Below are 14676 nucleotides of genomic sequence, written 5' to 3'. Positions count from 1 at the left end.
TTTCATAGGGAAAGTGCCGCTTTCACGGTCTCGACCACACGCTTCGGCTCACCGTACAAGTCGGTCTTGGTGACAACCACGAAGCGCCATCCCTCGGACTCGATCGCGGCCCGGCGCTGCGCATCGAGGCGCGGCTGGATTCCACCGAGATGCCATTCGCCGTCGTATTCGACCGCCAGCTTCTGCGCGGGGAACGCCAGATCGAGGCGCCCGAGGAAGTCCCCCGCTCCGGCTACGACTTCGACTTGCACCTCGGGTTTGAGCCCGGCGATGGTGAGCCACACCCGCAGCTCGGACTCGGGAATGCTCTCCGAACGTGCATCTGCCAGCGCAACCGCCTTCCTGGCTCGCACCATGCCGTTGTCGCGGCGTGGCTGGAGGTAGTCGCACAGCTCGACCAGGTCCACCAACCCGCTGTGGAGGAAGGCATCGAGGTAACCGACGACCCGGGGAAGCGATCGATGGAGCTTGGTGTTCGTGAGGGTGTCCAAAACGAGACGAAGGGGCGTGGCGAGCCGAATGCCATCCCACGGCTCACTATCGATCTTTGCCCGGCTGGTTCGCCGGATGTGCAGACCCGCCTGCCGATCGAACACCAGTTGCTCCGGCACGATGAACTCGACCAGGTCCCGCGAGCCGACCAGTTCGAGGCCTCTGACTGCCGCGGCCGAACACCCGGAGAGCACCGCGTCGACCGGCGCGAGCAGAGCAGCGGCCCGGCATCGCATCGAGTGCGTCACTTCAGCCGTAGAGGCGACGTATACGTTCCGGAACAACCGGGTGAACAGGGGAGACCGCAGAGCGTGTGGCGTCAGGACGTCTTCGGCGACGGCCTGGCTCCCGACGAAGGGCTCGGCGAAGTCGACGAGGTCACTACTGCGAGAACGGAACACTCGGCAAGCCTGGGACAGACCTCTGACAACCAGCCCCGTCGAAGATCAACTACGTCCCACTTGTCCACATCCCCCGAAATTCATCCACAACTTCTCACTTTCCCTATGAAAGTGACGCCCACCGACAGCCGGTAGCGGAACTTTCATAGGGAAAGTGACGAGTCGCGGCTAGCGGAAGGTGTCTGGTGGGGTTGTTGCCGGGTCCTTGCCCGCGTTGCGGACTTCGGTGATCCAACGGCCGAAGTCGGGACGGTCGCCGTCGACGTCGGTGTAGCCGTACTCCTTCATCAGCGTCCACGAAGCCAGGGTCTGGCCGGCGAAGCGGGACGCGGAGGGGTCTTGGGCGAGGGCCGCGACGCCGCGGGCCAGCAGGTACGGCGTCTCGGAGATCTTGAAGTCGACCGGCGCGAGCTTGCCGACCGCGTCGCGCCAGTTGTCTTCGGTGACCTCGAAGTGGTCGAGCATCGACTCCGACCGCAGGAAGCCCGGCGTCACCGCGAGGCCGACGCAGTCGTTCTTCTTCAGCTCCACGCCGAGGGCGCGGCCGAGCGCGCGGATGCCGCACTTGGCCAGGTAATAGGGGAGGCCCGCGCCGACGTAGTCGTCGTTGTCGCCGTCGGTCACCTCCAGCACCAGGCCGCGGCGGGCGACCACCAGCGGCAGCAGCCTGTGCAGCGCGATCAGGTGCGTGTCGAGCGCGTTGTGCGTCAGGTTCAGCGCGTCTTCCAGCGGCGTCTCCCAGAAGGGAGCGTCGAAGTGGAAGTACATGTCGCCACCCCAGACGTCGTCGACCAGGATGTCGATTCCGTCCACTTCGGACTCGATGCGCGCCTTCAACGCGTCCACATCGGACACCGACGTGAAGTCGCAGCGGACGACCACCGCCCTGCCGCCCGCCGCTTCGACCAGTTCGCCGGTCTCTTCGATCGTTTCCGGGCGCTTCAGCGGTGACGTCGTTTCGCGCGTCGTGCGGCCGGTGACGTACACCGTCGCACCCGCGCGGCCCAGTTCCACCGCGATCGCCCGCCCGCAGCCCCGGGTCGCCCCGGTGACCACGGCCACCTTGCCCTGCAAACTCATGCGTCCTCCCGTCCCCGCCACGCGGTCAGCACCGCGTCGACGTCCTCGGCCAGCCGGTCGGCCAGCCGCCCGTGCGGCCGGATCGACCAGTCGATCGACACCCCGTTGATGACCCCGAGCACCGCCCGCGCGGCCCGCGGCACGCTCGGTGCGTGCGGCAGCGACGGAGCCGCCGCCCGCACCAGCCGCCGCAGTTCGTCCTCGACCGCCGTGAAGTGCTCGCCCAGCAGCGACCGCAGCACCGGGTCGCCGATGTCCACGCCGAGCTGGCCCAGGTGGTTCGCCGCTTCTTCGGCGTCACCGAGCACCGCGTAGACCGACACCGCCGCGGCGCGCAGGCCGGCGACCGGGTCGTCCGCCCGCTCGGCGCACTCCCGCATCTGCTCGACCGCCCGCCGCGTGGCCCGCCGGCTCATCGCCTGCAGCAGGCCGCTCTTCGAGCCGAACCGCTGCGCGACCGTGCCGACCGAGACGCCCGCCTCCGCCGCCACCTGGGCCAGCGTGAAACCGGGGCCGCAGCGGCCGATCACGGTCTCCGCCGCACCCAGCAGCCGTTCGTCGGTGATGCTCCTCGGCCGGGCCACCCCATTATTGAACCACAGTTCATTAATACCCGCGAATCAGGGTCGGCTCAGGGTCATCACGGATCGCGCATCGGCCGAAGAGCCAGCAAGGTACTACTCAGGTAGGGGGGCCGGTTCGGTCTACAGGGTGACGCGCGAACGGCCTCCGACCCGCGACGATGAACGCGTCGTAAGCGAGGGGCGGAAGAGGAGCAGTCATGATCGAGGCAACCGGCCTCACCAAGCGGTACGGAAAGACACTGGCGGTGAACAACCTGTCGTTCTCCGTGGCCGCGGGTCAGGTCACCGGCTTCCTCGGCCCGAACGGGGCTGGCAAGTCCACCACCATGCGCATGATCCTGGGCCTGGACAACCCGACCGGTGGCCAGGTCACCATCGGGGGCAAGAAGTACCACGACCTCAAGGAGCCGCTGCGCACCGTCGGCGCGCTGCTCGACGCGAAGTGGGTGCACCCGAACCGCTCGGCTCGCGCCCACTTGCAGTGGATGGCGAAGTCCAACCGCATCCCGAGCACCCGCGTCGACGAGGTGCTCGACACCGTCGGCCTGACCAGCGTCGCGGGCAAGCGCGCCGGCGGGTTCTCGCTCGGGATGTCGCAGCGGCTCGGCATCGCGGCCGCCCTGCTGGGCGACCCCGAGGTGCTGCTGTTCGACGAGCCGGTGAACGGCCTGGACCCGGAGGGCATCCTCTGGATCCGGAAGTTCATGCACCGGCTGGCCGAGGAAGGCCGCACCGTGTTCGTGTCCAGCCACCTGCTTTCGGAGATGGCGCTGACCGCGAGCAACCTCGTGGTGATCGGCCGGGGGCAGCTGATTTCGCAGTCGTCGACCCAGGACTTCGTCTCCCGCGCGGCGGAGAACACGGTCAAGGTCCGCTCGCCGCAGCTGGCCGAGCTCCGCACCGCCCTGCAGCGCGCCAGCGCCGGCGTCACCGGGGACGACGCCGCGCTCGTGGTGTCCGGGATGGACAGCGACAAGATCGGCGAGATCGCCGCCGCCAACGGCATCGTGCTGCACGAGCTGAGCCCGCAGACCGGCTCGCTCGAGCAGGCCTTCATGCAGATCACGGGCGACTCCGTCGAGTACCACACCGGGCTCGACGCCGAGGCGCAGCACGTGCTCGAGTCCGCCAAGTAAACGGGGAAACCAAGATCATGAACCTGCTCGCGGTAGAACGCATCAAGCTGTTCTCCACCCGCTCGCCGTGGTGGTGCGCCCTCATCGCCCTCGCACTGGGCATCGGCTTCGCCGCCATCATCTCCGGTGCGACGCCGGCCGACTCGCCGGTGACGCTGTCCGCCCTCCAGTTCGGCGGCACGCAGTTCGGCATCGCCGTCGTCATGGTGCTCGCCGCGCTCGCGGTGACCACCGAATACCGCTTCAACACCATCCGCACCACGTTCCAGGCGGTGCCGCACCGCTCGCCGGCGCTGATCGCCAAGGCCGTCGTCGTCGCGCTGGTCGCGCTGGTGATCGGCGAGATCGCCGCGTTCGGCGCCCTCGGCCTCGGCATGCTCATGCGGCCGAACGACGGCATCGGCCTGCACTCCACGCAGGATTGGCTGAACGTCGCGGGCCTCGGCCCGGTGTTCGCCATCAGCGCGGTGCTCGCCGTCGCCATCGGGGTCCTGATCCGGCACAGCGCCGGCGCCATCGCGCTGCTGCTCATCTACAACCTGGCCGTGGAAGACCTGATCCGGCTGATCCCGAAGATCGGCGCCCACATCCACGAGTGGATGCCGTTCAACGTGGCGAACAAGTTCCTGCGCGGCTCCGCGGTCGTCGACGGCCCGTCGCCGTCGGACTCGCCGCTGAGCCCCGGCTGGGCGCTGGCGTACTTCGCCGGCATCGCGATCGTGTTCCTGCTCGTCGCACTCGGGGTGGCGAAGAAGCGGGACGCCTGAGGGGTAACAGGGGAAAACGGGAATCCGGGTCGCGCTGTCGGGGGGCGACCCGGATTCCCGTTTCGCAGTAGGCTCCCGGGGTGACGGGACGGGGGAGCGCATGATCGAAGCGAACGCGCTGACCAAGCGGTACGGCGCCACGACCGCGGTCGACGAGCTGACGTTCACCGCGCGGTCGGGGCGGGTCACCGGGTTCCTCGGCCCGAACGGCGCCGGCAAGTCCACGACCATGCGGCTGGTTCTCGGCCTCGACACGCCCGACGCGGGCACGGTGCTCGTCGACGGCACGCCGTACCGGAAGCTGCGGGATCCACTTCGGACGGTCGGCGCGATGCTGGACGCCACCTGGCGCCACCCCGGCCGCAGCGGGCGCGACCACCTGCGCTGGCTGGCCGCCACCAACGGCATCCCCGACAAGCGCGTCGACGAGGTGCTCGCCCTGGTCGGGCTGACGAGCGTCGGCAAGACCCGCGTCCTGCAGTACTCCCTCGGCATGCAGCAGCGGCTGGGGATCGCCGCCGCGATGCTGGGCGACCCCCGCGTGCTGCTGTTCGACGAGCCGGTGAACGGCCTCGACCCCGAGGGCATGGCCTGGATCCGGCAGCTGCTGCACGCGCTGGCCGCCGAGGGCCGGACCGTGTTCGTCTCCAGCCACCTGCTGCCCGAGATGGCGCAGACCGCGCAGGACCTCGTGGTGATCGGCCGCGGCCGGCTCATCTACCAGGGCACGATGGACGACTTCGTCGCGCGGACGAGTGAACACGGCGTCCGGGTGCGCACCCGGCACGCCGACGAGCTGCGGGCCGCGCTGACCGGGCAGGCCGAGTTCAGCGAAGCCGACGGCGCCTTCCTGGTGTCCGGAATGGACAGTGACCGGATCGGGCAGCTCGCCTTCGACGCGGGCGCGACGCTGCACGAGCTGAGCCCGATCACCGGCTCGCTCGAGCAGGCCTACCTCGACCTCACCCGCGAATCCGTCGAGTTCGCGGGGCCGGCTTCGGAGGCGACCCGATGATCACCAACCTCCTTCGCGCCGAGCGCATCAAGCTCTTCAGCACCCGCGCGCCCTGGTGGTGCCTGGCGATCGCGTTCGTCGCGCCGCTCGGCTTCACCGCGTTGTTCTTCGCGCTGGCCGGCCCGGAGATCCCGGCGACCGTGGGCAACACCCAGCTCGCGAGCGGCAACGGCCGGACCGTGCTGCTCGTGCTCGCGATCCTCGCGACGGCGTCGGAGTTCAACTGGGGCACCATGCGGCTGACCTTCCAGGCGGTGCCGAGCCGGGTGCCCGCGCTGCTGGCGAAGCTGGCGGTCCTCGCCGCGGTCGGCGCGGTGCTCGGGCTGGTCGTCGGCTTCGGCTCGTGGGGGCTCGCGTCGCTGGTGCAGCCGGACGCCGACCTCGCGCTGCACTCGGGCGCGGACTGGCGCTCGGTGCTCGGCCAGGGCCTGACGTTCCTGTTCACCGCGGTGGCCGGCGTCGGTGTCGCGCTCCTGCTGCGCAGCGTCGCCTTCGGGCTGACGGTGGTGCTCGTCTGGACCCAGGTGCTCGAAGGCCTGGTGATCCTCATCCCGGGCGCCGGGCGGCACATCTACCAGTGGATGCCGTTCCACGCGGCCGACGAGTTCGTCGGGGCGGGCGGGTTCGCCGCGGGGCCGCTGCAGCTGCCGGACGCGCCGCTCGGCCCGTGGGGCTATCTCGGTTACTTCGCGGCGATCACCGTTGCCCTGTTCGTGGCCGGCGTGCTTGTCACGTCCCGGCGCGACGCCTGAGCGTGACCGTCGTCTCAATACCGCAAAAACCTTTGTTAAAAGAAGATGAAACACCTGTGGCTTCTCTCACAGCCACCGGACATACTGCTATGACCAGGCAATATTCGTAAGAGAGAGCGTGCCGGACCCGTCTGAGCTCCCCTGGAGGTGATCCTTGACGGTGGACACCGGTCAAGAATTGGGCAGCACGATTCCTCGAGCTCGCGTCGAAGACGACGCTCCTCAGCTCGAACCCATGCTGGACCTCGAATGGTCGCGGGCGATCGAACTCCCGCGCGCCGCCATGACGGCGGCCACGCCCGCGGAACTCCGCCGGGCCTGGGTGCACCGCGCGCCCGAAGACCGCGTCCTGGCCCTGTTCCGCGCTTCGGCCGGGATGGCGGGCCCGATCCCCGCGCCCTGGTGGCTGCGGGCGGTGGCGGACGGGACCCTCGACTCGCGGGAACAGGGTTTCCGCGTCGAGGACCGGATCGCGCAGCTGCTCGGCAGGCGCCCGGGCTGGGAATTCGTCCCGTGGGCCGCGGACGGCGAATCCGGGTACTGGGAGTTCATCCCGTCCGAGCGCGGGAAATCGGGTCACGCGATTCCCACGACGGTCATGAACACCGACCGGCACCCGGGCTGGATCGACGTCCTGCCGGCGCACAGCGGCCGGACGCCGGACCCGCTCGCGATCGCCGGGCTGGCCGGCCTGCGGTCTCGGCTCGGGGAGCTCGAAGCGGTTCGTTAATCCATCCATGCCCCCGCCACCGCCCTCAACGGAGGCGCTGCGCGCCCGGCTACATTCCGTGGGTGGAAAACGAGCACCAACCCCGGCTTCGCAGCGTCGTCAGCTACGTGAAGCGCGGCGGCCGGATGACCGTCGGGCAGCAACGCGCGTGGGACGAACTGTGGCCGGACCTCGGCCGCACGGTCGGTGAGCTGCCCGCCGGGACGCTGGACTTCACCGAGTGGTTCGGCCGCGAAGCGCCGGTGCTGCTGGAGATCGGCTCCGGCATGGGCGAGACGACGTCGCAGCTGGCCGCCGCGGCGCCGGAGCTGAACTACGTCGCGGCCGAGGTCTACGACCCGGGCCTCGGCCAGCTGATGCTGCGCGCCGAAAAGCTGGGCGTCGAGAACCTGCGGCTGCTGCACGGCGACGCCGTCGTCCTGCTGACCGAGCACGTGGAGCCGGGCACGCTGCACGGCGTCCGGCTGTTCTTCCCGGACCCGTGGCCGAAGAAGAAGCACCACAAGCGGCGGATCGTGTCGCCGTCGTTCGCCGCGCTCGTGGCGTCGCGGCTCGCGCCCGGCGGCACCTTCCACATGGCGACCGACTGGGAGAACTACGCCGAGCAGATGCTCGAGGTCTGCTCCGCGGAGCCGCTGTTGAAGAACCGGTACGACGGCTGGGCGCCGCGGCCGGAGTGGCGGCCGGTGACGAAGTTCGAGCAGCGCGCGGAAGTCGAAGGCCGCGTCTCGCACGACCTCATCTTCGAAAAGCGGTAGGAGTTCGCCCCTCCCCCGACAGAGGGGCGAACGTCCTCCCTATTCGTCGGCCAGCGGTTCGGCCTGGACCCGCTTCAGCGCGGGGGTGCAGACCGACGCGCCGAGCAGGGCCACGCCCATCCCGAGCACGACCGGCGCCAGCAGCCACGGGCTGAGCACGATGCCCCGCTCGTCGACCATGCTGAAGAGACCAACACCGACGAGCACCCCGACGATTCCCGCGCCGATGGTGGCGACCAGCGCCGGCAGCGCGGCCTCCATCCGCAGCGCCCGCGCCAGCACCCGGACCGGCGTGCCGGCCGCCATCAGCGCCCCGAAGGTGCGGCGGCGGTCCATCACCGAGCCCGCGGTCGCGACCGCGGCGCTGCACCCGGCCAGGACACCGGCGGCGAGCAGCCCGATCACCGTGACCCGGCGCAGGTCGCCGAGCTCGGTCTGCTGGTTGACCAGGTACTGGTCCCGGCTGCCGATCTCCTCGCCGGCGGCCGGTCCGGCCAGCGCCGTCCGGACGATCTCGCGGTTCGCGTCGGTGGTCGGCGCGACCACGGTCACGTACTTCGGCGTGAAGCCGTCGGGCAGCGCGGCCGGGTCGATGATCGACGTGCTCGCCAGGTCCGGGTCCGGGAGGTGGACGGCTTCCGCCCGCGTCCCCGACTTGACCGGCGACGCCTGCCCTTCCCAGGTGTCGGTGACCTTGAACCGCGCCAGGTCGAGCGCCGAGTCGCCGAAGACGGCCGGCCCGCCCGTGCAGTTGTCCGCGGTGAGCCCGAACCGGGTCAGCTTGACGGCGTCCGCGCAGCTCATCACCAGTGCGCGGTGGCCGGTGCGGTTGTTCCCTTCGCCCTGGACCAGGTAGATCTCGCCGACCGCGACGGCCTTGTCCGGCTGCCCGTACTTCGCCAGGGACGCGTTGGCCTGCTCGACGAGCTTGCTCGCGTGCTGCCCGTCGGTGTCGACGTAGAGCGTGGAGTCCGCGAACGACCGCCCGCCCCCGGCCATCGACTCGAACGTCGGCAGCAGCGTCAGCGCCATCGACCCGGCGAACACTGCGAGCACGATCCCGGCGGAGGAGCGGTAGGCGCCCTTCGGGTCGTCACGCAGGCGACGGCCGGCGAGCAGCGAAGACGGCCGCCGCCAGATCCGGACGAACGTGCCGCCGACCGCCGACGTCACCCACGGCCCGACGATCGCGGCCGAGCCGACCAGCAGGAACAGCCCCGCCATGACGAACGTGATGCCGCCGTAGTCCTTCGCCGTCGTCACCGCGACGAGGAAGAACAGCCCGGCCGCGGGCAGCGCCAGCAGCCGCCACCAGTGCAACGGCTTCTTCGCGTGGCCACCGGTCGCGAACAGCGGGTTCTTCAGCACGCGGCGCAGGCCGAGGATGCCGGCCAGCACCACGAGCACCGGGATGGCCAGGACGATGAACACCGTCAGGCCGACCGGCAGCGCGAAGTCGGAGGCGAGCCAGGTGCCGCCGCCCCACGGCACGAACGACGCGAGGCCGTGCAGCGCCGGGCTGATCAGCAGGCCGAGCACCGCGCCGATACCCGCGGACAACGTCGTCTCGGCGGCCACCATGTTCGTGACCTGCCCCGGGGTCGCGCCGGCCAGCCGGATCGCGGCGAGCCGCCGTTCGCGCCGGGCCGCGGTCAGCCGCGCCGAGGACGCGACCAGCACCAGGCTCGGCACCAGCAGCACGATGATCCCGACCCAGGACAGCAGCATGAGGAGGGGATCCGCGCTCGCCTTCCCGCCGGGGAAGCCCGGGATGGGGTCGGCGCGCACCGGCATCGCGTCCGGCGTGTGCCCGACGAGCGCGACGAGCTGCTCCGGGAAGCGGAGGCCGTCCTCCCCGAGCGCACCGACGGGCTTGCCGAACCGGTCGCCGAGCTGGTCGGCCGGGTGCCCCTGCAGCAGCCGGCCGAGCGCCGGCGACACGACGGTCTCGCCCGGTCCCGGCAGCTGGGGCACGCCCGGCGGCAGCTGGACGCCCGCGGCGGTCGCGCCGGGCGCCACCGCGACGTCGACCCGGATGATCTGGTTGCCGTCGAAGTAGTCCTTCGACGAGCTGAAGAGGAGCTTGGCCGGGGCGTCCCCGGCGAGGCCGCTGTAGAAGTGTTCGCCCTGCCAGAGGGCGCGTTGCTCGCGGTTCTGCGTAGCGAACGGCAGCGTCGCCAGCAGCAGCACCAGCCCGGTCGCGACGGCCACCCCGATCGCGGTGAGGATCGCCGACGTCCGGGTCCGCCGGTCGACCTTCAGCACCCGCAGGGCGATCTGGAGCGAGTTCACGCCGCCTGCCTCGTCGCGATCAGGCCGTCGCGGATGGCGACGGTCTTCGGCATCGACTCGGCCAGCTCGCGGTCGTGCGTCACGACGATCACCGCGGCGCCCGTCTCGTGGGCGGCGCCGAGCAGGGCGTCCATCGTCTCGCGGCCGGTGCGCGTGTCGAGCGCGCCGGTCGGCTCGTCGGCGAAGATCACCTTCGGCCGGTGCGTCAGCGCCCGCGCGATCGCGACGCGCTGGGCCTCGCCACCGGACAGCTCGCCGGGGCGGCGCTTCTCCTTGCCGGCCAGCCCGAGCCGCGAAAGCCACAGGCGGCCGGCGTCGATGGCCTCCTTGCGGCCGAGCCCGGCCAGCAGCGACGGCAGGGCGACGTTCTCTTCGGCCGAGAGCTCTGCGACCAGCATCCCCGACTGGAAGACGAAGCCGAACTCGGTGCGGCGCAGCTCGCTGCGCTTCTTCTCGCCGAGGTGGTCGATCCGCTGCCCGGCCAGGAAGATCTGCCCGTCGTCGGCCCGGAGGATGCCGGCCAGCACGTGCAGCAGCGACGTCTTGCCCGAGCCGGACGGGCCGACGATGGCGACGGCGTCCCGCGGCTGGATGTCGATGTCGATGCCGGCCAGGGCGTACTGCGCGCCGTAGCGCTTCACGAGCCCACGGCCGGACAGCACCGGGCCACCGGTCCACTGTGGAGTGTTCGGGTCCACGAGGTTCTCCCTGTCGGTTCGGATCTTGGTGCCGATGAGCTTCGCGGAGATCGGGGGGTGTCCACTTCGGGCAGACGGCCAGTCACGCCCCGCCCCGCATCGGCCGATCGGCCGAGGGAGGGCGAGCCACTCGGCCAAGGTGCGAACCGGGGCGGATCCTCTAACGTCACGTTGTGACCGCCGCGCCCCCGCCGAAAACGCTGTACACCCGCGCCGCCGCCCTGGTGCGGCGCATCGGCGTGCCCACGGCCGTCCTCTTCGCCGCCCTGCTCTTCGACGTCGTCTTCACGACGCAGGCCGCGCTCGACGACAACGGCCCGCGCTTCGTCGACTTCGGGCTGCTGCCCGGCATCTTCGCGATCACGGCGTGCGCGGTGTGGGCCCAGAAGCGCGCGGCCGTCGCCGGCGTGGCCGGTGGCGGGGTGCTGGTGTTCTCCACCCTCTTCATCCACGCGTTCCACATCCCGCCGTACTCCAGCGTGCTGCCGAAGATCACCATCACCGAGGTCGTGGCCGGGGTGCTGATGGTCTACTACGTCACCCGGCGGGCGCGCGCCGGCGTGGCCCTCTGTGTCGTGAGCTTTCTGGTCGTCGGGGGCCTGATCGCCCTGTTCGGGCGATACGGCGGGGTCAACGAGATCGACGGCGGTACGGCGACCCAGGGCCTGGTGTTCGGCCTGCTGCTGCTCATCGGGCCGGTCGTGCCGGCCATCGCGACCCGGGACCGCGGCCCGCAGGCCGATCCGCGGGTGCGCCGGCTGCGCCGGGTGAACGAGCTCGCGATGGGGCAGTGGCCGCTGATGGGCCTGCTCGGCTTCGCGCTGCTGTTCGAGTTCGGCTACACGTATTCGAGCAACGCCCGCGGCTTCCCGATCCTGTTCTGCTCGCTCGTCGCGGCCGCCATCGCGGTGCTCTCGCCGCGGCGGCCCGCGGACGCGCTCCTCGGCGTCGCCGGGATCCTGCTGCTGTCGGCGGTCGTGACGCCGTTCCTGCACCTGCGCTACGACTACCCGATGCCGGGTGGCGTGCCGTTCGTGCAGGTCATCGCCGCGATGGGCGTGGTGGTGAACGTGACTCGCGCCCGCGGCCTCAACGCGTCGTGGCCGCGGGTGTCGATCCTCTCCGGCGTCGTCGCGCTCGCCGCGATCCTCAACTCGGACAAGCCGTCGGGCCTGCAGACCGACCCGCAGACGCTGTCCGTGCTCGCCTTCGCCGCCGCGCTGCTGCTCGGCATCTCGATCGCCACCGGCCTGATGCTGCGCTCGCGGGACTCCGAGCGCACCACGGTCGTCAAGTCGGCGGTGGCGGACGCGCAGACGGCCGAGCGGATGGCGCTGGCCCGCGAGCTGCACGACGTCGTCGCCCACCACGTCACCGGCATCGTCGTCCAGGCACAGGCCGCGCGGATGATGGCCGCGCAGAAGCCGGAGGTCGCCGTCGAGGCGATGGCCCGGATCGAGAACGCCGGGGTCGAGGCGCTCGCGGCGATGCGGCGGCTGGTCCGCTCGATGCGCGGGGACGCGCCGGCCGGGTCGAGCGAGTTCAGCGAGCAGGCGACCACCGATCTGGGCGCCGACCTGCGGAAGCTGGTCGAGGGCGCCAACCACGGCGTGCCGACGTCGATGCACCTCGACCTGCCGCCGGACCTGCCCCACGAGGTCGGCCGCTCGGCGCTGCGGCTGGTGCAGGAGTCGCTGACGAACGTCGGCAAGCACGCGTCCGGCGCGACCGAGGCGTTCGTCGTGGCCGAGGTCCAGGGCCCCGAACTGCACCTGCGGGTGACGGACGACGGACGCGAACCGACGCACCGGCCGGCCGGCGGATCGGGCGGCTACGGTCTGGTCGGGATGCGCGAACGCGTCGCGTTGCTCAAAGGACGGCTGTCGGCCGGGCGTGGCCCGGACGGTGGCTGGCGGGTCGAAGCGTGGCTGCCGCTGGCCGCCGGGGAAGGGGACGAGTGATCCGGGTACTGATCGCCGACGACCAGGAAATGGTGCGGATGGGGTTCCGCATGATCCTGGACGCGCAGGACGACATCGAGGTCGTCGCCGACGTCGCGGACGGCGTCTCGGCGGTGTCGAAGGCCCGCGAGCTGCGCCCGGACGTCTGCCTGCTCGACATCCGCATGCCGGGCCTCGACGGCCTGGAGGTCACGCGCCAGCTGGCGGGGCCGGACGTGCACGATCCCTTGAAGGTCGTCGTGGTCACCACGTTCGACCTCGACGAGTACGTCCACACGGCGCTGCGCAACGGCGCGCACGGCTTCCTGCTCAAGGACGCCGGCCCGGCGCTGCTGATCGAGGCGGTCCGCGCGGCCGACCGCGGCGACGCGCTGGTGTCCCCGCAGATCACCATCCGGCTGCTCAAGCACTTCGACGGCGGCGGCGCGGTGAAGGCGCAGGCCGCCCCGCCGTCGGAGCCGCTGACCGCGCGGGAGATGGACGTCGTCAAGGCGGCCGCGCGCGGGCTGACGAACACCGAGATCGGGTCGGAGCTGTTCCTGTCCCTGTCCACGGTGAAGACGCACCTGGCGTCGGTGCAGGGCAAGATCGGCGCGCGCAACCGCGTCGAGATCGCGGCCTGGGCGTGGCGGAGTGGAGTCGTCTCGTAATCGAGGGTGCGTAGTATCCAGAGATGCAACGCCGTTTCCACGCCCCTGTCGTTCTCCCCGCCGACGCGTCCTGTTCGCTCCTGCGTGACGCGGTCGTCGATGTGGACGCCGATGGGCGCATTTCCCACTGCGGACCGGCGGCCACCGCCCCCGAGTCCGCCGCACCGGTCACCACCCTGACCGGCATCCTGCTGCCCGGCCTGGTCAACACGCACGCGCACAGCCCGATGACGCTGCTGCGCGGGATGGGCGGCGACCTGCCGCTGCTGCCCTGGCTCAACGAGATCATCTGGCCCGCCGAAGCGAAGCTGCGGCCGGAGGACATCCGCACCGGCATGCTGCTCGGCTCGGTCGAAATGCTGCGCCACGGCGTCACGACGAGCGCCGAGATGTACTTCGAAGGCGAGCAGCTGGTCGACGCGGTGCTCACCACCGGTGCCCGCGTGCTGGTGGCGCCGCCGGTGATGGAGCTGCCGGGCCTGGACTGGCGGGCCCAGCTGGCCGGCATCGAGCGCTGGATCGACACCGACGGCCTGCGCTTCGGCCACGGCGACCGCGTCGAGCTGGGCTACGGCCCGCACTCGGCGTACATGCTGTCGGCGGAAGCCCTGCGCGCGACGGCCGAATCGGCTGCTTCGCGGGGCGCGCTGATCCAGATCCACGTCGCCGAGGCGGCGGCGGAGGACACCGCGGTCCGCGCCTCGCACGGTTCGGTGCCCGCGCTGCTGAAGGAACTGGGCATGCTCGACGGCCGGGTGCTGGCGGCGCACGCGATCCACCTGTCGGACGACGACATCGCGCTGTTCGCGGCGCACGGCGTAGGCATGGCGCACTGCCCGGGTTCGAACGCGAAGCTGGCCTCGGGCATCGCGCGGATCAAGGACCTGCGCGCGGCGGGCGTCGCGGTCGGCCTCGGCACCGACGGCCCGGCGTCGAACGACGACCTCGACCTGTGGGAAGAACTGCAGCTCACGGCCATGTTCGCCCGCTTGGCGACGGGCGACTCGACGGTGCTGACCGCGGCCGACGTCTTCCTGCTGGCGACCCGCGGCGGAGCTTCGGCACTGGGCCGCGACGACATCGGGGCGCTCGAGCCGGGCCGCTGGGCCGACCTGGTGCACATCGACCTGGACGACCCGGCGTTCGCGTGCGGCCTGGACGTGCCGGACGTGCAGCTGCTGTCGAACCTGGTGTGGGCGGCCGGCTCGCGGCGGGTCCGCGACGTGTGGGTCGCGGGCGAGCAGGTCGTGGCCGACGGCGAGTCGGTGAAGGTGGACCGGGCGAAGGTCCAGGCCGGCGTGGCCGAGACCGCCACCCGCCTCCGCGCTTGAGTCCCGAAGCGCCACTTTCATAGGGAAAG

At 71.1% G+C, this 14676-nt stretch carries 14 protein-coding genes; 9 read left to right on the top strand and 5 right to left on the bottom strand.

Translation table 11 applies throughout. The features are described from left to right. Nucleotides 1–2: 2 nt before the first annotated feature. The 3 genes from MUY14_RS37255 to MUY14_RS37245 all read right to left on the bottom strand — a co-directional run bounded on the left by MUY14_RS37255 (nucleotide 3) and on the right by MUY14_RS37245 (nucleotide 2557). Nucleotides 3–893 (bottom strand): endonuclease domain-containing protein, encoded by an 891-nt coding sequence (locus MUY14_RS37255; protein ID WP_247016477.1) that lies wholly within the window; start codon nucleotides 891–893, stop codon nucleotides 3–5. Nucleotides 894–1061: 168 nt separating this feature from the next. Beyond that, nucleotides 1062–1973, bottom strand: coding sequence for an SDR family NAD(P)-dependent oxidoreductase (locus MUY14_RS37250; protein WP_247016475.1), 912 nt, complete (start codon nucleotides 1971–1973; stop codon nucleotides 1062–1064). Further along, nucleotides 1970–2557, bottom strand: coding sequence for a TetR/AcrR family transcriptional regulator (locus MUY14_RS37245; RefSeq protein ID WP_247016473.1), 588 nt, complete (start codon nucleotides 2555–2557; stop codon nucleotides 1970–1972). Before MUY14_RS37245 ends, MUY14_RS37250 begins: the two co-directional genes overlap by 4 nt. A 197-nt stretch (nucleotides 2558–2754) precedes the next feature. Between MUY14_RS37245 and MUY14_RS37240 the strand changes: the two genes are divergently transcribed. The 6 genes from MUY14_RS37240 (at nucleotide 2755) to trmB (ending at nucleotide 7715) form a co-directional block, all read left to right on the top strand. Beyond that, a complete protein-coding gene (locus tag MUY14_RS37240) occupies nucleotides 2755–3693 on the top strand; it encodes an ABC transporter ATP-binding protein (RefSeq protein WP_247016471.1) in 939 nt (312 codons plus the stop codon). 17 nt (nucleotides 3694–3710) lie between these two features. Further along, entirely contained in the window at nucleotides 3711–4460 is a 750-nt protein-coding gene (locus tag MUY14_RS37235) for an ABC transporter permease (protein WP_247016469.1), read from the top strand. A 100-nt stretch (nucleotides 4461–4560) separates the two neighbouring features. Beyond that, nucleotides 4561–5475, top strand: coding sequence for an ABC transporter ATP-binding protein (locus MUY14_RS37230; RefSeq protein WP_247016467.1), 915 nt, complete (start codon nucleotides 4561–4563; stop codon nucleotides 5473–5475). Beyond that, nucleotides 5472–6227 (top strand): hypothetical protein, encoded by a 756-nt coding sequence (locus MUY14_RS37225; protein WP_247016465.1) that lies wholly within the window; start codon nucleotides 5472–5474, stop codon nucleotides 6225–6227. The genes MUY14_RS37230 and MUY14_RS37225 overlap by 4 nt, the downstream gene beginning before the upstream one ends. Nucleotides 6228–6405: 178 nt before the next feature. Next, nucleotides 6406–6957 carry a hypothetical protein gene (locus MUY14_RS37220; RefSeq protein WP_247025436.1) on the top strand — a complete coding sequence of 184 codons (552 nt, stop codon included), beginning with the start codon at nucleotides 6406–6408 and terminating at the stop codon, nucleotides 6955–6957. A 62-nt stretch (nucleotides 6958–7019) separates the two neighbouring features. After that, nucleotides 7020–7715, top strand: a complete 696-nt coding sequence (gene trmB / locus MUY14_RS37215; protein WP_247016462.1) for a tRNA (guanosine(46)-N7)-methyltransferase TrmB — start codon at nucleotides 7020–7022, stop codon at nucleotides 7713–7715. Nucleotides 7716–7754: 39 nt separating this feature from the next. On the opposite strand, the gene MUY14_RS37210 is transcribed toward trmB, so the two are convergent. Further along, nucleotides 7755–10007 carry an ABC transporter permease gene (locus tag MUY14_RS37210; RefSeq protein ID WP_247016459.1) on the bottom strand — a complete coding sequence of 751 codons (2253 nt, stop codon included), beginning with the start codon at nucleotides 10005–10007 and terminating at the stop codon, nucleotides 7755–7757. Beyond that, nucleotides 10004–10705, bottom strand: a complete 702-nt coding sequence (locus tag MUY14_RS37205; RefSeq protein WP_247016457.1) for an ABC transporter ATP-binding protein — start codon at nucleotides 10703–10705, stop codon at nucleotides 10004–10006. Before MUY14_RS37205 ends, MUY14_RS37210 begins: the two co-directional genes overlap by 4 nt. Before the next feature lie 173 nt (nucleotides 10706–10878). On the opposite strand from MUY14_RS37205, the gene MUY14_RS37200 reads away from it, so the two are divergent. The 3 genes from MUY14_RS37200 to MUY14_RS37190 are packed head-to-tail and all read left to right on the top strand — an operon-like array spanning nucleotide 10879 to nucleotide 14647. Continuing rightward, a complete protein-coding gene (locus tag MUY14_RS37200) occupies nucleotides 10879–12666 on the top strand; it encodes a sensor histidine kinase (protein ID WP_247016455.1) in 1788 nt (595 codons plus the stop codon). After that, nucleotides 12663–13316, top strand: coding sequence for a response regulator transcription factor (locus MUY14_RS37195; RefSeq protein ID WP_247016453.1), 654 nt, complete (start codon nucleotides 12663–12665; stop codon nucleotides 13314–13316). The genes MUY14_RS37200 and MUY14_RS37195 overlap by 4 nt, the downstream gene beginning before the upstream one ends. Nucleotides 13317–13339: 23 nt before the next feature. After that, nucleotides 13340–14647: an amidohydrolase family protein gene (locus tag MUY14_RS37190; protein WP_247016451.1), complete on the top strand. Its 1308-nt coding sequence runs from the start codon at nucleotides 13340–13342 to the stop codon at nucleotides 14645–14647. Nucleotides 14648–14676 lie beyond the last annotated feature (29 nt).

Source organism: Amycolatopsis sp. FBCC-B4732 (genome assembly GCF_023008405.1).
GTDB lineage: Bacteria > Actinomycetota > Actinomycetes > Mycobacteriales > Pseudonocardiaceae > Amycolatopsis > Amycolatopsis pretoriensis_A.
This window is presented reverse-complemented; position numbering and strand designations above follow the sequence as displayed.

Bases quoted from the DNA above. Each gene is read 5' to 3' on its own strand.
- MUY14_RS37250 (WP_247016475.1), bottom strand. From the start codon at position 1,973: ATGAGTTTGCAGGGCAAGGTGGCCGTGGTCACCGGGGCGACCCGGGGC.
- MUY14_RS37240 (WP_247016471.1), top strand. From the start codon at position 2,755: ATGATCGAGGCAACCGGCCTCACCAAGCGGTACGGAAAGACACTGGCG.
- MUY14_RS37235 (WP_247016469.1), top strand. From the start codon at position 3,711: ATGAACCTGCTCGCGGTAGAACGCATCAAGCTGTTCTCCACCCGCTCG.
- MUY14_RS37230 (WP_247016467.1), top strand. From the start codon at position 4,561: ATGATCGAAGCGAACGCGCTGACCAAGCGGTACGGCGCCACGACCGCG.
- MUY14_RS37225 (WP_247016465.1), top strand. From the start codon at position 5,472: ATGATCACCAACCTCCTTCGCGCCGAGCGCATCAAGCTCTTCAGCACC.
- MUY14_RS37190 (WP_247016451.1), top strand. From the start codon at position 13,340: ATGCAACGCCGTTTCCACGCCCCTGTCGTTCTCCCCGCCGACGCGTCC.